Genomic DNA, 19,678 nt, shown 5'->3' with positions numbered 1-19,678 from the left:
TTTGTCGAAAATAAATAAATGTAAAATAAAATATTTTACAGTGGGTAATAGGCTATTATTACCCATTTTTATATTTTTGCGTGGGATGTTTCGTTTTGTCGATTGAAAATTTTAAGAATCGATTGAAAGACCCGTAAACTATGATATGAGGAAGAGTTTAGTTTTTTTTATACTGGTATCGTTTTTTGGAGTCTGTCAGGTCTCTGCTCAACGTGTGCACTCTTCTCAATTCTATTCTATTCCTTTATTGTTAAATCCAGCGTTGACTGGAAATTCAGATTATAACCTTCGAGGAGGGTTAAACTATCGTAATCAGTGGAATAGTGTTACCACCCCTTTTGTTTCTCAGTCTGTTTTTGTTGATGGTAAATTGTCTACTCAATTACTAAGCTCGTCTTGGTTGGGAGTGGGTGGAATGATTTTCAACGATAAGGCTGGAGAAGGTAGTTTAAAGACAACTCAAGTGATGTTTTCAGGATCTTTAAATAAGAGTTTGAATGCTGGGAATACATTGTTTATTCACGCAGGTCTTGGTTTAGAGTTAGTCAATAAGTCAGTAGATTACAATAAATTGGTTTTTGATGACCAGTGGGATGGAACACTATTCGATCCTAATTATCAAACAGGAGAACCTTTAGGAACGCAATCCTTATTTTATACCGATTTTTCAGCTGGTTCAATGGTTACCTATTTTAAAGGGAAATCAAAATATTTTATGGGCGTTTCTGTTAGTCATATTAATCAACCTAGTGAGTCTTTTTATGCTATTACAAATAATCTAAAAAGGCGATTTGCTTGGCATGGAGGGGTAGAGTCGAGAATATCACCAAGAATATATGCGAAGCCCGAAATCATGTTTACAACAGAGAAAAGTGCAAATGAGTGGATTGCTGGGGCCAATTTTATGATGTTATATGGTGAAAAAGGTACAATTCTTCATTATGGCTTGTGGTATCGTTTTACTCAGGATATTATTCCTGCATTTGGATACGAGAAAAATCGCATGAAATTTATGATTACCTATGATATTAATGTTTCTGATTTGCAGGTAGCATCCTCGAATAAAGGAGGTTTAGAAATTTCTCTTACTTATAATTACAATTACTCTAACCCTAGAGAAATCAGAAAGTTGAAACGTCGTCAGAAAGTGAAAAAATTAGGAGATAAGGCTATTTCTTGTCCGAAATTCTCACACGAAGACTAATGCTAATTAAGAATTAAAAATTACGAATGAGTAAATATTAGTTTATTAAAACTTTATCTCTTAAGGAAGAACTGAATTCGTAATTATTAATTGATAATTTGTAATTAAATACGGTCTTTCTTAATGTATTCTTTCTTCTTTTTTTCCACAATTTTACCGCCAACAACAATTACAATTTCCCCTTTAACAGTTTTTTCATTGAAATGCGCAATGAGTTCAGCGAGTGTGCCACGAACGTTTTCTTCGTATAATTTGGTTAGTTCCCGAGATACAGAAGCTTTTCGGTCTGCACCCATAACTTCAGCAAATTGTTCCAGCGTTTTTACCAAACGGTGAGGTGATTCATAAAAAATTATCGTTCTCGATTCTTCGGCTAGTTCGGCTAATTTAGACTGACGGCCTTTTTTTTGTGGAAGAAAACCTTCGAAACAAAATTTTTCGTTGGGCAGACCTGAATTTACAAGAGCAGGAACAAATGCGGTTGCTCCGGGTAAACATTCTACATCAATTCCGCTATCCAAACAGTGTTTTACTAAAAAGTAACCAGGATCAGAAATTGCTGGTGTTCCGGCATCAGAAATTAAAGCAATAGTTTCGCCGGCTTTAATTCGATTAACTATATTATCGGCAGTTTTATGCTCGTTAAATTTGTGATGGGAGTGTAATGGTTTCGAAATATGGTAATGCTTCAATAAAAAGCCCGATGTTCTTGTGTCTTCTGCAAGAATTAAATCAACACTTTGTAATACTTTTAAGGCTCTTAGAGTAATATCTTCTAAATTTCCAATTGGGGTAGGAACAAGGAATAGTTTTGACATGTTTAAAATTTTCTTTTGGTGATTTCGATGAATTGAACAACAATTGGATCTTCCAAATCCCATTCTTTTTCTACTTTAATCCAATTCATTACAGAATCAAAATTAGGCGCTTTGTTTACAAAGGAAATTGCTGTGTTATAGGCATCCATATTGTTTTCAAAAAGCTCACGAGCAAATAAAAAGCGATCGTTAATTCCAATTGCAGACTGTACATCTGCAAGTTTGTGAGAATACATTTTTTCGCCAATTAATTGGGTAGGTGCTACAGGAATACTTTCGTTACTGACTGATGATACGAGTGTTTTTTTCTCTTCCAGCTCAATTTTTTCGGTAATTATAGGTTCCATTTCCTTCGCAAGATTTGATTCTTGAGGTTCTGGTTCTTTTTGTATTGTTTCGGGAACAAAAGGAGTACTTTCTGTCGATTTAATAACAGAAAATTGTTCGTCTGGTTGTCTTTCACAATTCCTTTTCAGGATTTTAAAATCGTGACTTAATCCCTGTATTCTGGAATCAAGTAAATCAATACCATCCTCAAGGTCGGCAGGTTTATTTGCAAAATGCACCAATAAGTTTTGAATTTCTTCTGTCTTACTTTTAAGTAGTTGAATGACTAGTTTATTATCCATGACCAGAATTATTATAAAATAATTAGAATTGCCTATTCTAGTTTACAAAAGTAAAGCATTTTTTTTTGTATTGATGACTTAAGCGGATTTTTCGGTTCAAACTAAAGAATTTTTGAGGCATATGGTTCAAAAGTTTAGCAAGTCGGTAATGCAAGTGTTAAAGTGTTTTCTTACTTTTGTCTATCTATGTAAAATAACCTAAAGTTTATCACATGTTTCTTGAGAATGATATTAACAGAGCTGGCAGTAACGGTTGGATCGAAGTAATTGTTGGGTCGATGTTTTCGGGTAAAACCGAGGAATTGATTCGTCGATTAAATCGGGCAAAAATAGCCCGCCAAAATGTGGAGATATTCAAACCTCATATTGATGTGAGATACTCTGAAGATGAGGTGGTTTCGCATAATGCTAATTCCATTCGATCTACTCCGGTCGAAACCTCTGCGAATATACTCCTGCTTGCTAGTAATGTTGATGTAGTTGGTATTGATGAAGCACAGTTTTTCGATGCTGGTTTATCCGACGTTTGTAACGAATTAGCAAATCAAGGTATTCGTGTTATTGTTGCGGGTTTAGATATGGATTTTAAAGGCAATCCTTTTGGTCCAATTCCTAGCATAATGGCCACTGCCGAGTATGTAACCAAAGTTCATGCAGTTTGCATGCGTTGTGGCAATTTAGCAAATTATTCACATCGTTTAGCCGAAGCTGATAAATTAGTTTTATTGGGCGAAAAGAGTGAGTACGAGCCTCTCTGCAGGCATTGTTACCAAAAAATTTATCGCGCTGCAAAAACAAAATAAGGAAGTGTAATATGACCGCTCCACAAGTTTATACTATTGAAACTGTAGCCTCTGTAACAGGAGGCATTTGTTATGGGAATGAGAATCTTGTTGTTAAAAATCTCTCTATCGACAGCAGATCATTACAATTGCCCGAAGAAACTTTATTTTTTGCTTTAGTCGGAGAACGACATGATGGTCATTCCTACATTGTCGATTTATATCAGAAAGGAGTTCGTGCTTTTGTAGTGAGCAATTTGGAGATGATTGATTTCACTATTTTTCCTGATGTAGCTTTTGTTTTAGTTGCAGATACACTCTGTGCATTGCAGGATTTGGCGCAGAATCGAAGAAAGAGCTTTGAGTATCCGGTATTTGGAATTACTGGCAGCAATGGAAAAACCATTGTGAAGGAATGGTTGTACCAATTACTTAACGAGTCGTATTCTATCGTTCGCAGTCCTAAAAGTTATAATTCACAAGTTGGTGTTCCGCTTTCGGTTTGGAATATGGACGAAGAGGCTAGTTTAGCCATTTTTGAGGCTGGTATTTCGCGAGTGGATGAAATGGAATCACTTTCGAAAATTATTCAGCCTACCGTCGGAATTTTCACTCATTTGGGCGATGCTCATCGAGAGAATTTTAAGGATGATTTGCAAAAGTTAGAGGAAAAGATAAAACTATTCCTATTCTGTAATTCGATAATGTACTGTGCCGATGAAGAACTTGTTGATAAAGCGCTTAAACTTCGTTTTGCAGAAAGTAAAGAACTGATTTGCTGGTCACGAAATCAGGAAGCCAATTTACGAATTGTATCGGAAGAAATAAAAGGGAATTGCACCATCATAAGCGCGGAATATAAGGAAGAAACGAAAGAAATATGCTTGTTTTTTACCGATAAAGCCTCTATTGATAATGCAATTACTTGTTGGCTTTGCTTGTTGAACTTGAATGTTGACGATGACAGCATAAAAGAGCGCTTTTTGAAGTTGGAACCAGTTGCCATGCGACTGGAAATTAAGGAAGGGATTGGCGATTGTACGCTGATTAACGATTATTACAATTCAGACTTGGGTTCGCTTGCAATAGCATTGGATTTAATGAATCAGCAGCAAAACGATAAGCGTAAAACCTTAATTTTGTCGGATATTTTTCAATCTGGTTATACCAATTATCAGCTTTACAAAGCCATATCTAAATTATTAGAACAGAAAAAAATTACCCGACTAATTGGTATTGGTGAAGATATTTCTTCTCAAGCTAAACTATTTAAGTGCAATGCTTCTTTTTATCGATCTACCGAAGTGTTTTTGGCCGATTTAAATCGAAATCAGTTCGATAATGAAATTATTTTGATAAAAGGAGCGCGAAATTTTCATTTCGAGAGAATTTCAAATGCACTTCAGTACAAGGCGCATCAAACGGTTTTAGAGGTGAATTTGAGTGCCATGGTTCATAACTTAAACTATTTTAGATCTTTACTGCAACCTGCTACCAAGTTAATTGTGATGGTAAAAGCATTTTCTTACGGAAGTGGATCCACCGAAATTGCTAATTTACTGCAGTACCACCGTGTTGATTATTTAGCCGTTGCAATAGCCGACGAAGGAGTTGAGTTGAGAGATGCAGGAATCACCATTCCAATTATTGTGATGAATCCAGAGTCTCATAGTTTCGATACAATGATTGAGTATCATTTGGAGCCTGAAATATACAACCAGACCATTTGCTTGGAATTCGAAAAGGCATTGAAACGAAACGGAGTAAGAAACTATCCAATTCACATAAAATTGGATACCGGAATGAATCGCTTGGGTTTTGTTCATCAGGGACTAGATTCGCTGTTGGCAATGATTGTAAATAATGAGCACTTCTTTATTAGTTCGGTATTCTCTCACTTGGCGGGAGCCGATGAGCAAATACATAACGATTTTACCAAACAGCAAATTACTACTTTTACCAAGTGGAGCGATCAAATTTTAGCTCAGTTTTCCTATCATATCGATCGGCATATTTTAAATTCGGCAGGCATTGAACGTTTTCCGCAGGCGCAATTTGATATGGTTCGTTTGGGAATTGGTCTTTATGGTATAAGTTCCGTTCATCAAGAAAAACTGATGAATGTGAGTAGTTTAAAAACCACTATTTCTCAAATTAAAGAAGTTTCGAAAGAGAATACGGTAGGATATGGTCGAAAAGGGCAGTTACAGACCGATACACGAATTGGAGTAATTCCAATTGGTTACGCCGACGGTTTTAACCGGAAGTTGAGTAACGGTCTTGGAACAGTGCTGGTAAATGGCCAAACTGCACCTGTAATTGGTAATATTTGTATGGATATGAGTATGATCGACCTTACAAACATTGATGCAGTGGAGGGCGATTCGGTACTTATTTTTGGCGATGATTATCCGGTAAGTAAATTGGCCGCGCAATTGGATACCATTCCTTACGAAATTCTCACTACCATTTCGCGTCGGGTAAAACGCGTTTATTTTCAAGGATAAAAAAAACCTTGGGTGTTTCACTCGTTCCTCGTGTCGGGCTTTTCACTATTACTCCTCGCTCATTCTTCGCTGTGGGGTAAACGTTTCAATCCCTAACACACAAGTTGCGAATTTTTGCTCAGCGGTGCTTGCTCTAAGCAATTATTAATGCATGAAAAAAGCCATCCCTAACGAGATGGCTTCTATATTTTTTTGGTTTTAGCTTTTATCCAAGCTTACTAACCCGGTCTAATCGCACCTTATCTAATATCTTAATTTTCCGACCATCAATAGAAATTACACCTTCACTTGCAAAAGTAGAAAGAGTACGAATTGCATTCGAAGTAGTCATGTTCGATAAATTGGCAATATCTTCCCTCGAAAGATAAACTTTTATGGTTGCATCATCATCTTCAAAACCATAAGTATCGCGCAGAAACAGCAAAGATTCAGCTAATCTTCCCCGAATATGTTTTTGAGTTAGCGTGATGGTTCGGTTGTTCGAAAATCCTAATTCGGTAGATAGGGAACGAATTATACACAAAGAAAGTTCCGAATTAGATTTTATCAATTTCAGAATTAATTCGTAGCTAACCGTACAAGTCACCGAATCTTCAATGGCAACAGCCGAAGCAATATTGTTTTCTTCCGCAAAAAGGGCACGGTATCCTATAAAGCCAATAGGTTTAGCCATTCGAACAATTTGCTCACGACCGCCTACGCCTTCCTTAAATATCTTCACTTTTCCATCCGACAAGCATACAAGTCCAATTGGTCTTTCGCCTTCTTTGTATATGTATTCCCCCTTCTTAAAAAAAGAACAGGTCATGTTTGCCATTAACTCCTCTTTTTCAGACGGAGTAAGAACATTAAATACTGAACTGGAATTGTTAATTACTTCCCCACAAATAATCTCTCTGGATTTTCTATCGTTCTCAATCATATACTAAAGTGGAATATGGATTTAAAATACGTTGTATGTTTTAAAACACTTCAAAAGTATATAAATGAAATGAAATGAGAAAACGAATGCAGAAATAATTCATTATTTAAGTAATGTTCGACAACATGCTATTATGTAGGTGTTTATACCCATTAATTAGTGTTTTGCTACTAAGGGTATTTTTCTACCAAAGCCAAAAGCCTTCGAAGAAACGCGTAAAATAGGCGGAGTCTGGAATCTTTTGTATTCATTCATGTTGACTAATCGGAGTACTTTTTGCACCGTAATTTTTTCGAAACCATCCTGAATAATTTCTTCCGAAGACATATTTTTTTCTATATATCGAAATAAAATGCCGTCTAACACATCGTAATCTGGTAAAGAATCCGAATCTTTTTGATCGGGACGTAATTCTGCCGATGGTGGTTTTACAATAGAGTTTTCAGGAATCACCTCTTTGTCTTTATTAATGAACCAAGCTAGTTTGAAAACATCAGTTTTATAAACATCGCCTAATACCGATAAACCACCGTTCATATCGCCATATAACGTGCCGTATCCAACAGCCGATTCACTTTTGTTCGAGGTATTTAATAGGATATGTCCAAACTTATTCGATAAGCCCATAACTAGTGTCCCCCTTACGCGAGCCTGTATGTTTTCTTCAGCAACATTAAAAGGAAGGTCGCCAAAAATTGGACGTAAAGAGTTCTGAAATTCTTGAAAAATGTCCTGAATTGGCACAATATCATATGCAATGCCTAAATTTTCGGCTAAGTCAACGGCGTCTTTAATCGAATGATCTGATGAAAACTCCGATGGCATCAATAAAACTCTTACGTTTTCTTTTCCAAGAGCTCTTTCTGCTAGTACTACTGTTACTGCAGAATCAATCCCTCCCGATAAACCAAGGGTTGTTTTGGTGAATCCCATTTTTCCGAAATAGTCTTTCAGACCTAAAACCAAAGCATCATGAATTTTTTCGATATAATCTACATTTCTTGCTTCTGCTTTCTGCTTCTCAATTTCATTAAGACTAACAATTTGATAATCTTCCTCAAAATAATTTAATCGTTTGGCTACTTCTCCCTTCGAATTGAGAACCAACGAGTCGCCATCAAAAATTAATTCGGTATGTGCACCAATCTGATTCACGTAAAAAATAGGAAGTTGATACTTTTCGCAGGTTGCTTTTAGAATATTTGTTCGTAAGTCTTGCTGATTGTACGAGAAAGGAGAGGCTGCAATGTTTACAACAAAATCGGGTTTTAGTTTGCTTAATTCTTCCATTGGCGAAACATTATACAATTCCGATTTTGCAAAATTATTGTCTACAGGTTGTTTCTCCCATAAATCTTCACAAATGGTAATGGCAATTTTTTTACCTTTCAATTCCACCAACGAGAATTCAGTATTGGGTTCAAAGTAACGGTATTCATCAAAAATATCGTAATTTGGTAGAAGCGTTTTGTTATGAATGCTCTCTATTTTTCCGTTGGATATAAAATATGCCGAATTGTAAAGGTTTTTCCCTTTTGGATGTGGATTTACCGATGGTCCTCCAACAATAGTTGCAATATCAATGCAATGTTGTGCTACTTTTTCCAGTGCTAATTTAGATTTCTCTACAAATTCTTTGCGTTCCAGTAGATCTTTGGGCGGATATCCACAAATTGCCAATTCCGAAAAAAGAACCAAATCAACACCATCTTTGCGCGATTTTTCGATTGCAGAAATAATTTTGTCGGTATTGCTTTCGAAGTTACCGATATGATAGTTTAATTGTGCTAATGCTATTTTCATCTTTAAAAATATGAGTCCAGAAATTTTTCAGGCGGAGAAGAAAGATCTGTAAATCCGCCATCTCATTTTAATAATTGAATATTTGAAACTGTCTTAAATTTTCAGCCTGAGCAAATTTAGTGATAAAAATATGGAATAGGTATTCCTTCGATCTGCAAAAAATGAATTGGCAAGAAATTAAATGCAGCCAGGTTTTAATAAAAGACTACTTAAGGAAAAACTGAATTTTGAACCCGACTTAACTTATTTTTAATATTTTTGGGAATCACAAGAACAATCACCTACTTATTAATTCACAAACATGAAGTGGTATTCGTATAAAAATACAGGCAGTTTTTTTTTAATCTTACTATTTGTTTTTCTTTTTTCCTGTAAATCTGGCACTAAAAGTCCGGATGTTTCTAATATGGAACTGGACGTGAAAATTCAACGTTTCGAGAAGGAGCTCTTTGCTGTAAAACAGGATTCTGATTTAAATCAACTGCGAAAGCGATATCCTGAGGTATTGCAATTGTATAGCAACAAAGTGATTGCTTTAGGCGATGCAAATGATCCTGATTACATGATGTATTTGAATCAGTTTTTATCCGATTCAACTATGAGTCAGGTTGCCGATAGTGTTGCTGAAAAATTTCCGAATCTTGAAAAAGAGGAGAAGGATTTGGAGCAAGCATTTAAGTATTTGAAGTACTATTTTCCCGAAAAAACGATTCCGAATTGTTATTCTCAAATTTCAGGTTTTAATCAATCTATTGTGGTTGCGCCAAATTTAATTGGGATAAGCTTGGATAAGTATTTGGGAAAAGATTGCGTGTTTTATTCCTACTTGGGAACACCGATGTATGCCAGAAAAAATATGATTCCAGAAAGAATTGTTCAGGATGTTGTACTTGCTTATGCGTTAACGGAATTTCCGTTTACTCCTTTAAAAGATGATTTAATCAGTAATATGATTTATCAGGGAAAAATAAGATACTTTTTACAAGCGATGATGCCCGAAAAAAACGAGGCAGATGTAATGAAATATTCGCAGGAGGAATTGGAATGGTGCAAGGAGAATGACGAGTTAATGTGGGGATATATTATCGAACAAAAGCATTTGTTTATCAGCGAATATCGCACGGTTATTAAATACATTAACGATGGGCCGTTTACTCCTGGAATGCCACAGGAATCACCTTCGAGAACTGGTATTTGGATTGGATTACAGATTGTTAAAGAATATATGGCAACACATCAGGAGATCACACTTAAGCAACTGATGACCGAAAATGATTATGCTGTTATTTTGCGTGAATCTGCTTATCAGCCATAAAAAACCTAAAAACAGATGAAAATAGCTTTGATTCAATTTGCTCCGGTTTTTGGTGATTTAGAAGCAACGATGAATTTTCTAAAGGCCCTGCTTCACAAGGCTAAAGATGCCGATTTACTCGTATTGCCGGAATTGACAAATACTGGTTATAATTTTCATTCGAAAGAGGAGGCTTTCGCACTTTCAGAGACCGTTGGTAATAGTGTTTTTCTTGAGTTTATAAAGGAAGCCTGTCAGCAATATAATTTTACAGTGGCTACTGGTTTTTTGGAGCGGGAAGGTGATTTGCTATATAATTCGGCTGTTTTATTGAATAAAAAAGGAGTAATTGGTTCGTATCGAAAGCTTCATTTGTTCATGAATGAAAAAAATATTTTCGAGAAAGGAAATTTGGGACTTCCTGTTTTTACTGTTGATGAGGTTAAAATAGGAATGTTAGTTTGTTTCGATTGGATGTTTCCAGAAGTTTGGCGTAAATTAGCCTTGCAGGGAGTTGATATAATTCTTCATCCTTCAAATTTGGTATTGCCTTATGCTCAATCGGTAATTCCTTCCTATGCTCTGGTAAATCGAATTTTTATTGCGACAGCAAATCGAATAGGAACAGAAAAGGACCTCTCTTTCACAGGGCAATCTATATTTGTGAATCCTAAAGGCGAGGTTTTGGCAGAGGCGGGAGAGTCGGAGACAATTTTGTTTGTCGATATAGATCCAGAAATGGCCAGAGACAAAATGATAACTCCGAAAAATGATGTTTTTAAGGACAGAAGAACTGATATTTATGAATAAGTAGGAACAATGAATGTGTCAAAACAAAGTATTGAAGCTGAAAAAAGGCGAATTCGAAAGGAGATTAGAGTTGTGAAGCAAAACTATTCTTTGGAGCAGAAAAAAAAGTTGAGTGTTCCTATTTTGAAAAGCTTAGAACAACTCCCAGAATTTATCGAAGCCAAAACCATTATGCTCTATTGGTCGATGAGGGACGAAGTTTACACGCACGATTTTGTTTGCAAATGGGCCAAGGAGAAAAGAGTGATTTTGCCGAGTGTAAAAGGAGAAACCTTAGATCTAAAATTATTCGAAGGAATAGATAATCTGATTGAAGGAGAACATTATGGAATACCAGAACCTGAAGGATCTGTATTTATGCAAGAGGATGAAATTGAATTGATTCTGATTCCAGGAATTGCTTTCGATCGAGAAAAGAACAGAATGGGCAGAGGAAAAGCTTATTACGATAGATTATTACAGTCGCTAAGTGCTTTTAAAATAGGAATTTGTTTCGATTTTCAGGTTTTAGATCATGTACCCATTGATGAGCATGATATTAAAATGGATGAAATTGTATTCCAATAAAAAAGCCAGTGATTCTCTCACTGGCTTTTAAATATCGCTAAATTACGATTATTCTGCGTGAATAGCTTCCACAGGACAAGCGTCAACGCAAGTACCACAATCAGTACAAAGATCAGCGTCAATTACATAATGCTCATCACCCATAGAAATTGCCTCAACAGGACATTCCCCTTCACAAGAACCGCAAGAAATACAGTCGTCGTTAATTACGTAAGCCATTTTCTTTAAATTTTAATGTTAATACTGTGACAAATGTAATATCATATTTTTAATGGAGAAAGAAAATCGACTATAAATATATTATTTTGAAACAGATTAAATAATGAACAAGACGCCTTACAAGTAAAAATTAGATTTTTAATGAGGCAGAATAAATAATGGTAATGTGTTTAAATCGTTGGTTTTAGATGCTTAGAGCAACTACTTGTTCAGATAGCTAATTGCCAAATAGGCCATTGTGGTCATGCATGTATTTAAAGAATTATCATTTGCTTCGAAAGAGGAAGTGTGTAAAGAACCATTTTTATCCGATTGTACTCCAAAACGGTAAAATGTAACCGGATATTTTTGAGAGTAGAAACCAAAATCTTCGGTGGTCATTCGAATATCCATATCTACCACTTTATCTTTGCCCAATAAATCGATCGCATTTTTTTTAGCTTCTTGGGTACTATTTTCATCGTTCACTAAAAAAGGATAGCCGTGACGAATATCTACTTCGCAACTTGCACCCATTCCTTTAGCTGTTGTTTGTGCAATGTCGGTGATCAATTGTTTGGCCTTCGCTCTCCATTCTTCATTCATAGTGCGAAAGGTTCCTTCAATTTTTACTTCGTCGGGAATGATGTTTGTAGCTCCGTTAGCAATCATTTTTCCAAACGAAAGCACTGTAGGAATTCGTGCATCGCAATGTCGGCTAACAATTTGTTGTAATGCAACGATTATGTGGGAAGCAACAAGAACAGTATCGGTACACTTGTGTGGCATTGCAGCATGTCCGCCTTTGCCTTTTACGGTAAGATATATCTCATCACCAGAGGCCATATACATTCCCGATCGGAATCCAACAGTTCCTGCTGGCATATCTGGTAAAACGTGCTGGCCAAGTATCCATTCTGGTTCAGGGTTTAAAGCACCTTCCTCCATCATTAATTTGGCACCTCCAGGTAATAACTCTTCTCCAGGCTGAAAAATTAATAAAACGGTACCTTCCCATTCATTTTTAAATTCGGTTAATATTTTAGCTGTTCCTAATAAGCCTGCCATGTGCATATCGTGTCCGCAGGCATGCATTACACCTTCGTTGGTAGAACAATACTTGTTGTTTTTATTTTCGGAGATAGGGAGGGCATCCATATCGGAACGAAGCGCAATAACTTTTTTAGAAGGGTTTTTGCCTTCAATTTTTCCTACAATACCGGTTTTAACAAAGCCCGATTGAAAAGGAATTCCTAATTCGTTCAAATAATTCTGAATGAATTTTGAGGTTTCAAATTCTTGAAAAGAAAGTTCGGGATGCCTGTGTAAGTGAGCTCTTATTTCTTTTATTTCTGCATTAATCTGATCTGAAAATGCGAGTATTTTTGTTTTTAGATTTGTCATTTGTGGTGAATCGTTTATTTCGTTTTAATTGCATGTATTCTCAAAAAAAATATATGCTTGCACGAAGTTCTCTTATTTTGGCTAATTCGAATTAAAGGGAATAATTTTCTAATTTTAAAAGTAGACTTTAATTACAAACAAATCTACTAAATACTTATTACAGATAGCAAATTATCCTTTTTTGAAGGTCAATAATTTCAAATAAAATTATTTGGTTCGGTTTTTGTTTCGATACATTAAAAAGAGGCTCTTGATGGTTTAAGTACGCATAAAGATAGGCTGGGATATTGAAAATACGTTATGATTGTCAGGGAATTCCCTTAACAACTATTTAACGATATTTAGGTTTTCTTTTCGTAAAAAATAGTTAATTTTGTTTGTTCGTCTAAATTTTCAAGAATTTATAGAACTCTTTAATTTGTTTAGCGTATTAAACAAAATCACCGTAATTAAAATAATTAATTGTTATGAGTAGAAAAGTATTTTATTTGTTGGTAGTAGCTATTTTAGGAAGCACATTTTCTGTGTCTGCTCAAGATACTGCACCAGTAATGAAATTTGATTCAAAGGAGTACGATTTCAAGACTTTTAAGGAAGAGGATGGATTAACATCTTACTCGTTCGAATTTATTAACACCGGAAGTCAACCGGTAATTATTAATCAGGTACGATCTTCGTGTGGATGTACTTCTCCGGAATGGAGTAAGCAACCAATTGCACCAGGACAAAAAGGTTTTGTGAAAGCAACCTATGATCCTAAAAATCGTCCGGGTCCTTTCAATAAGTCGATTACAATAACAGCAAATACTAATCCTGCAATTACTATTTTAAGAATTAGTGGTACCGTTATTGCCAGAGAGAAAACGGTGGCTGATTTGTATCCACGGGAAATGAATGGTTTGCGTTTGCAAAATAACCATCTTTCTTTCACAAAAGTGAAAAATACAGATGTGAAAGAAGCCACAATGGATGTTTATAATGATAGCGATCAGCCAATTAGTATTGGTTTTAAACGAGTACCAGCTCATTTATCGTTAAAAATGGTTCCTGAAAATTTACAACCAAAACAAAAAGGACAAATTGTAGCAACTTACGATGCCAGTAAAAAGAACGATTGGGGATTTGTGATTGATTATTTAGATGTTTTAGTAAATCAGGAATTTAAATCGGGCAACCGCCTTACTGTTAGTGCCAATTTGGTGGAAGACTTTTCTAGTTTATCGAAAACAGAATTGGCAAATTCTCCTAAAGTTGAATTCGTGAATGATGTATTTGATTTTGGGGAGATAACTCAAGGCGAAAATGCTGAATATACTTTTACAATGAAAAATTTGGGAAAATCTGATTTAATTATCAGAAAAACCAAAGCATCATGTGGATGTACAGCAATTGCACCAAGCACTAAGATTATAAAAGCTGGTGAAGCATCGGAAATTAAAGTAGTATTTAATTCAAGAGGAAAAAGAGGTCGTCAGAATAAAATGATTACTGTAATCACTAACGACCCTGTTGATTCAGAAGTAAAACTTCGTGTTTCGGGAAACGTTGTGATGCCTAAAACTAATTAAACGAAATTTGAATATTAAGATACCAAAGGCTTTTCCACAAGGGAAAGCCTTTTTTGTTGCTAACAAACATGTACAGATTTCGCGATGTTTACTAAGTCTTTACACGGTAAATTTATAACTTCGCATGTAGTACTAAATGGAAAATTCTTGTCATGACAGATAAAAATAAAAGAGACCATATCGAAAATGCTCCTGATTATAAGGCGCTAAAAGTGAATTCAGGAATAAGTAAACCACCGTCTATTAATCCAAAAATTGCTGATAGACTAAAATTAAATAAGCGGAAAACATATTCGGTAGCAGATTATGTTGCGGGAATATTAGCGGGAAATATTGGTATTTTAAGTCAAGCAATTACTCTAACCGAAAGTTCAAAGCCTGAGCACCAATTGATAGCGCAAGATATTATTGAAAAGTGTTTGCCTTATTCGGGAAAATCGGTTCGAATTGGAATTACTGGAGTACCAGGTGCTGGTAAAAGTACGTTTATTGAGGCATTTGGAAAACATGTAACCGGACAAGGACATAAATTGGCGGTATTGGCAATCGACCCAAGTAGTGAAAGAAGTAAGGGAAGTATTCTCGGCGATAAAACACGAATGGAGGAATTGGCAGTGGACCCAAAGGCTTACATTCGACCTTCACCATCGGCAGGATCTTTGGGTGGAGTTGCGCGTAAAACTCGCGAAAGTTTAATTCTGTGCGAAGCTGCTGGTTTCGATACAATTTTAATTGAAACAGTTGGTGTTGGTCAATCGGAAACAGCTGTACATTCAATGGTAGATTTCTTTTTACTGATTAAAATTGCCGGTGCAGGTGATGAGTTACAGGGAATTAAACGAGGTATTATGGAAATGGCCGATGCAATTAGTATTAATAAAGCCGATGGAAATAATATTCATAAGGCTCAATTGGCAAGGGTTCAATTCCAAAATGCATTGCACCTGTTTCCGGAATCACCATCTGGATGGATTCCTAAAGTACTTACTTGTTCGTCTTTAGAAAAAACTGGTATCGATTCTATTTGGGATAATATTTTAGATTATTGTAGTCATACACAGCAAAATGGATATTTTGACAGACGAAGACGCGAGCAGGCGAAATATTGGATGTATGAGACTATTAATGAGCAATTACGTGATCGCTTTTATCATTTGGATGTAATAAAAGGACAAATTCCCGATTTTGAAACAAAAGTTTTAAATGATGAGATGAGTTCGTTTGTTGCAGCACACAAGTTGCTGGATGCTTATTTTAGTGATGTGAAAAATAAAGAGTAAAAACGCATTGTTTATCGAAAACTTTTCTTTCGCATGGTTTTATTTGCTAGTTTTAGTGTTTAGTAAAAAATATAGATCAAAATACTTAATCACATGAAAAAACTTTTTATCGCAACAGCAGCGATTGGCCTTTTTTTAGGCGCTTGTACTTCTAAAGAAGAGTACAAATTAACTGGAAAAGTAGAAGGTGTAACGGAAGGAAAAGTTTTCCTTTCTAAACTTCAGGATAATAAATTGGTAAAAACCGATTCTACTGAAATGACGGCTACAGGTTTTACTTTTCAAGGAACTGTTGCAAGTCCAGATCTCTATTACATTCAATTAGATGGTCAGGGAGGCGCAATTCAGGTATTTCTAGAAAATTCTATTATCACTGTTGATGCAAATGTTGAAAACTTAAGAGAAGCTAAGGTGCTTGGTTCTGCAAATCAAGATATTTTAGGAGGCTTCGGAGATATACAGAAAGGATTTCAAGAAAAACAACAAGCTTTATATGCTGAATATCAAAAAGCAGGTGAAGAAAAGAATCAAGTTGTTATGGATTCTATCGAAGCTGAATTCAATAAATCGGAAGCAGATAAGCTTATTGCAAGTAAAGAATTTGTAAAATTGAATGGAGCTACTCCTGCTGCAGCATTTCTTGCTTATCAAATTACATCTTCTCTTGAAGTTGCAGAAATGGAAGAAGTTTATGCTTTACTGAGCGAAAATGCACTTGCATCGTCTTATGCTACTTTAATTAAGGAAAAGATAGAAGTATTGAAGAAAGTTGCAATTGGACAACCTGCTCCTGATTTTACATTGAATACCACCGAAGGAGCTCCACTTAGTTTATCTTCTTTTAAAGGTAAAGTGGTAGTGATTGACTTTTGGGCATCATGGTGTGGTCCTTGTAGAAGAGAAAATCCTAATGTAGTTAAGATGTATGAAGAGCTTCACCCTAAAGGGGTTGAGATTTTAGGTGTATCTTTAGATGAGAGTGAAGAAAAATGGTTAAAAGCAATTGAAGACGATGGTTTGGTTTGGAATCATGTTTCTGATTTAAAAGGTTGGGGTTCTTCCGCAGCTAAATTATATGGTGTTAACGGAATTCCTGCTACTGTTATTTTAGATCAAAATGGCGTAATTATTGCAAAAAATTTAAGAGGTGAAGAATTAAAAGCTGCTATCGAAAAATTGATTCAGTAATTCTTAGCATATAAAAATATTTTGACCCGAGAGATAATTAAATTTATCTTTCGGGTCTTTTTTTGTTAAATGACTTGGTTTTCATTAAATTCATATTCTAAATTTATTCAAATCACGAGGGGCTATCTAATGAAATTTAAAGAGGAAAATCTTTGTAAAAACAAAAAAACATCTACTTTTGTTATTTAAAGTAGATCTAAATAAAAACAACAATTCAAACAGAATAAATGAACGTAATAAATAAATTAATTCTGGTGTTTCTTGCAAGTATAATAATGTCTTGTCAATCAGGTAAAATTGAGAAGGAACCCAATTTAATATCCGTTAGTATATTGCCTCAGAAATATTTTATTGAGCGAATTGCTGGTGATGACTTTAAGGTAAACGTATTGATACCTCCTGGAGCTAGTCCTGAAACTTATGAGCCAACGCCAAATCAAATGACAGATGTAGCTAAATCTGTTGCCTATTTTAGAATTGGAAACATTCCTTTCGAAACCGTTTGGCTGGGTAATTTGTTGGAAGGAGCTGATAATATTAAGGATGTTGATCTTTCGAAAGGTGTTGAATTAATTAAGGGTCAGGAGAAGCATGGCGATCATTTTCATGAAGGAGGAATTGATCCTCATATCTGGTCATCGCTTAAATCAGTAAAAATCCTTAGTGCGAATTTGTATCAGGAACTAATTAAAATGGCTCCTGAGAAAAAGGATATTTATGAGAAAAATTATCAGCAATTTATTTCTGAAATAGATGAATTAGATAATCTTGCAGAATTTTCATTGAAGAGAAAACAAGGAAAGTCGTTTATGATTTTTCACCCAGCTTTAACCTATTTGGCAAGAGATTATAATTTAAGACAAATAGCTGTTGAAGTAGATGGGAAAGAGCCATCGCCAACTTATATGAAACAGTTAATTGAGGAGGCGAAGCGGTTGGAAATAAAACAAGTTTTTGTTCAGAAACAATTTAATGTTGAGAATGCAAAAGCAATTGTTGCCGAAATTGATGGAGAAGTTGTTGTGATTGATCCCTTGGCTGAAGATTGGCTAACGGAAATGAAACGAATTATTCATATCCTTAAAAACTGAAATTGGCGGTAATGAGAAAAATTCTGGAATTAAAATCACTAACGGCAGGATACGAGGAAAAAGTCGTATTGAAAGGAGTGAATTTGATGGTGAAGGAAAATGATTTCCTTGGGATCATTGGTCCTAATGGAGGTGGTAAAACAACACTTTTAAAAGTAATTTTGGGTATTTTAAAGCCGATGGAGGGTGAAATATCTCCTGATGGAAGTGAGCGTTGTAATATTGGCTATTTGCCACAAATAAATCAAATTGATAAGAAATTTCCAATTTCTGTTAAAGAGGTGGTTCTTTCAGGATTAATGTCTCATAAAAAGATATTTGGAAGATATAATAGTGATAATAAGCAACGCGCAGAGGAATTAATGACTCAAATGGGAATTATTCATTTGAAGAATAAAAATATTGGAGAGTTGTCTGGCGGACAAATGCAACGGGTATTTTTGTGTAGGGCGATTATTTCGGATCCTCAGTTATTGATTTTGGATGAACCGGATACTTATGTTGATAGTAATTTTGAAGGAGAATTGTATGAAATTCTTCATCAATTAAATTCACATATGGCGATTATTGTTGTATCGCATGATGTTGGAACAATATGTTCGCATGTGAAATCAATTGCTTGCGTAAACAAAACACTTTGTTATCACGATTCGAATGTGATTTCGCAGGAACAATTGAAAGCGTATAATTGTCCGATTGATTTAATTACACATGGAGAAGTTCCTCACCGAGTACTAAAGCAACATAAATAAAATATGAACGATCTGTTTGAATTATTTCAATATAATTTCTTTCTAAATGCAGTAGGGGCTGCAATTTTGGCAAGTATTTCGTGTGGAATTATTGGTTCTTACATTGTTGCCCGACGAATTGTTTTTATTAGTGGAGGAATTACACACGCCTCTTTTGGAGGAATTGGATTGGCTTGGTATTTAGGCTTAAATCCAGTATTTGGAGCAGCTGTTTTTGGTGTTTTGTCGGCCTTAGGAATTGAATGGATTTCGAAAAAAACCGACGTGAGACAAGATTCTGTTATTGGAATTTTGTGGGCTTTTGGGATGGCTTTGGGAATCATTTTTATTTACATGACTCCTGGTTATGCACCCAATTTAATGAGTTTTTTATTTGGAAATATTTTAACGGTGGGAGCATTGGATTTATACCTTTTGTTGGGTTTATGCCTATTTACAATTGCTGTTTTTTCTTTTCTGTTGCGACCTATTTTGTTTGTTGCTTTCGATGAGGAATTTGCAAGAACCCAAAAAGCTCCGGTTCAGTTTCTAAATTATTTACTGATAGCATTGGTGGCTTTGGCCATTGTTTTAAATATCAGAGTGGTTGGAATTATTCTGGTGATATCGTTTTTGACGATTCCACAAACCATAGCCAATATGTTTACGAACGATTTTAAGAAAATGATTTTCGGATCGATAGCTTTTGGTATTTTAGGATCATTTATTGGTTTGTTGGTTTCTTATCGTATTAATGCACCATCAGGAGCAACTATTATTTTTGCTTTTGTAATTTTGTTTGTGCTGGCTAAATTGGTTCAGCTAGTAAGGCTTTCGGTAAAACGTAAAAGTGTTGTTTCCAATAATTGAAGCCGAAAAAAG

Annotated in this window: 18 protein-coding genes; 12 read left to right on the top strand and 6 right to left on the bottom strand. The window is 35.3% G+C overall.

Annotated elements, in window-relative coordinates; all coding sequences use genetic code 11:
* Positions 1 to 145: 145 nt before the first annotated feature.
* Complete coding sequence (locus BZG02_RS04900) at positions 146 to 1,204, top strand: PorP/SprF family type IX secretion system membrane protein (protein ID WP_101260272.1); 1,059 nt, start codon at positions 146 to 148, stop codon at positions 1,202 to 1,204.
* A 104-nt stretch (positions 1,205 to 1,308) separates the two neighbouring features.
* Here the strand turns inward: BZG02_RS04900 and rsmI are convergent, their stop codons facing one another.
* Positions 1,309 to 2,022, bottom strand: a complete 714-nt coding sequence (gene rsmI / locus BZG02_RS04895; protein ID WP_101260271.1) for a 16S rRNA (cytidine(1402)-2'-O)-methyltransferase — start codon at positions 2,020 to 2,022, stop codon at positions 1,309 to 1,311.
* 2 nt (positions 2,023 to 2,024) lie between these two features.
* Positions 2,025 to 2,651: a hypothetical protein gene (locus BZG02_RS04890; RefSeq protein WP_101260270.1), complete on the bottom strand. Its 627-nt coding sequence runs from the start codon at positions 2,649 to 2,651 to the stop codon at positions 2,025 to 2,027.
* Between the two features lie 212 nt (positions 2,652 to 2,863).
* On the opposite strand from BZG02_RS04890, the gene BZG02_RS04885 reads away from it, so the two are divergent.
* Complete coding sequence (locus BZG02_RS04885) at positions 2,864 to 3,454, top strand: thymidine kinase (protein ID WP_101260269.1); 591 nt, start codon at positions 2,864 to 2,866, stop codon at positions 3,452 to 3,454.
* A gap of 11 nt (positions 3,455 to 3,465) precedes the next feature.
* Positions 3,466 to 5,940: a bifunctional UDP-N-acetylmuramoyl-tripeptide:D-alanyl-D-alanine ligase/alanine racemase gene (locus BZG02_RS04880; protein ID WP_101260268.1), complete on the top strand. Its 2,475-nt coding sequence runs from the start codon at positions 3,466 to 3,468 to the stop codon at positions 5,938 to 5,940.
* Between the two features lie 205 nt (positions 5,941 to 6,145).
* Here the strand turns inward: BZG02_RS04880 and BZG02_RS04875 are convergent, their stop codons facing one another.
* Both BZG02_RS04875 and BZG02_RS04870 read right to left on the bottom strand, forming a co-directional pair.
* Positions 6,146 to 6,862, bottom strand: a complete 717-nt coding sequence (locus tag BZG02_RS04875) for a Crp/Fnr family transcriptional regulator (protein ID WP_101260267.1) — start codon at positions 6,860 to 6,862, stop codon at positions 6,146 to 6,148.
* Between the two features lie 156 nt (positions 6,863 to 7,018).
* Positions 7,019 to 8,665 carry an NAD+ synthase gene (locus BZG02_RS04870; RefSeq protein ID WP_101260266.1) on the bottom strand — a complete coding sequence of 549 codons (1,647 nt, stop codon included), beginning with the start codon at positions 8,663 to 8,665 and terminating at the stop codon, positions 7,019 to 7,021.
* A gap of 301 nt (positions 8,666 to 8,966) precedes the next feature.
* Between BZG02_RS04870 and gldB the strand changes: the two genes are divergently transcribed.
* From gldB to BZG02_RS04855, 3 genes are read left to right on the top strand one after another with little or no spacing between them, the layout of a single operon-like run.
* Positions 8,967 to 9,980 carry a gliding motility lipoprotein GldB gene (gene gldB, locus BZG02_RS04865; RefSeq protein WP_101260265.1) on the top strand — a complete coding sequence of 338 codons (1,014 nt, stop codon included), beginning with the start codon at positions 8,967 to 8,969 and terminating at the stop codon, positions 9,978 to 9,980.
* 15 nt (positions 9,981 to 9,995) lie between these two features.
* The gene (locus BZG02_RS04860; RefSeq protein WP_101260264.1) at positions 9,996 to 10,769 is read left to right on the top strand and encodes a nitrilase-related carbon-nitrogen hydrolase; all 774 of its coding nucleotides are present in this window, start codon (positions 9,996 to 9,998) and stop codon (positions 10,767 to 10,769) included.
* A gap of 9 nt (positions 10,770 to 10,778) precedes the next feature.
* On the top strand, positions 10,779 to 11,336 hold the full coding sequence (locus BZG02_RS04855) for a 5-formyltetrahydrofolate cyclo-ligase (RefSeq protein WP_101260263.1): 558 nt from the start codon (positions 10,779 to 10,781) through the stop codon (positions 11,334 to 11,336).
* A 48-nt stretch (positions 11,337 to 11,384) separates the two neighbouring features.
* Here BZG02_RS04855 and BZG02_RS04850 read toward each other — a convergent pair whose 3' ends face one another.
* Both BZG02_RS04850 and BZG02_RS04845 read right to left on the bottom strand, forming a co-directional pair.
* Positions 11,385 to 11,555 carry a DUF362 domain-containing protein gene (locus BZG02_RS04850; RefSeq protein WP_096429549.1) on the bottom strand — a complete coding sequence of 57 codons (171 nt, stop codon included), beginning with the start codon at positions 11,553 to 11,555 and terminating at the stop codon, positions 11,385 to 11,387.
* A 201-nt stretch (positions 11,556 to 11,756) separates the two neighbouring features.
* On the bottom strand, positions 11,757 to 12,938 hold the full coding sequence (locus BZG02_RS04845; protein ID WP_101260262.1) for a M20 metallopeptidase family protein: 1,182 nt from the start codon (positions 12,936 to 12,938) through the stop codon (positions 11,757 to 11,759).
* Between the two features lie 467 nt (positions 12,939 to 13,405).
* Between BZG02_RS04845 and BZG02_RS04840 the strand changes: the two genes are divergently transcribed.
* The 6 genes from BZG02_RS04840 (at position 13,406) to BZG02_RS04815 (ending at position 19,666) form a co-directional block, all read left to right on the top strand.
* Positions 13,406 to 14,506, top strand: a complete 1,101-nt coding sequence (locus BZG02_RS04840) for a DUF1573 domain-containing protein (RefSeq protein WP_101260261.1) — start codon at positions 13,406 to 13,408, stop codon at positions 14,504 to 14,506.
* Positions 14,507 to 14,658: 152 nt separating this feature from the next.
* Positions 14,659 to 15,786 (top strand): methylmalonyl Co-A mutase-associated GTPase MeaB, encoded by a 1,128-nt coding sequence (gene meaB / locus BZG02_RS04835; RefSeq protein WP_101260260.1) that lies wholly within the window; start codon positions 14,659 to 14,661, stop codon positions 15,784 to 15,786.
* A 93-nt stretch (positions 15,787 to 15,879) separates the two neighbouring features.
* A complete protein-coding gene (locus tag BZG02_RS04830) occupies positions 15,880 to 16,974 on the top strand; it encodes a TlpA disulfide reductase family protein (protein WP_101260259.1) in 1,095 nt (364 codons plus the stop codon).
* A gap of 227 nt (positions 16,975 to 17,201) precedes the next feature.
* Entirely contained in the window at positions 17,202 to 18,065 is an 864-nt protein-coding gene (locus BZG02_RS04825; RefSeq protein WP_101260258.1) for a metal ABC transporter solute-binding protein, Zn/Mn family, read from the top strand.
* An 11-nt stretch (positions 18,066 to 18,076) separates the two neighbouring features.
* Positions 18,077 to 18,817 (top strand): metal ABC transporter ATP-binding protein, encoded by a 741-nt coding sequence (locus BZG02_RS04820; RefSeq protein WP_101260257.1) that lies wholly within the window; start codon positions 18,077 to 18,079, stop codon positions 18,815 to 18,817.
* A gap of 3 nt (positions 18,818 to 18,820) precedes the next feature.
* Entirely contained in the window at positions 18,821 to 19,666 is an 846-nt protein-coding gene (locus tag BZG02_RS04815) for a metal ABC transporter permease (RefSeq protein WP_101260256.1), read from the top strand.
* The last annotated feature ends 12 nt before the right edge of the window (positions 19,667 to 19,678 follow it).

This window comes from Labilibaculum filiforme (assembly GCF_002843315.1).
In the GTDB taxonomy this organism is placed as follows: Bacteria; Bacteroidota; Bacteroidia; order Bacteroidales; family Marinifilaceae; genus Labilibaculum; species Labilibaculum filiforme.
The sequence above is the reverse complement of the archived record's forward strand: the minus strand, read 5'-3'. Positions and strand labels throughout refer to the sequence as shown.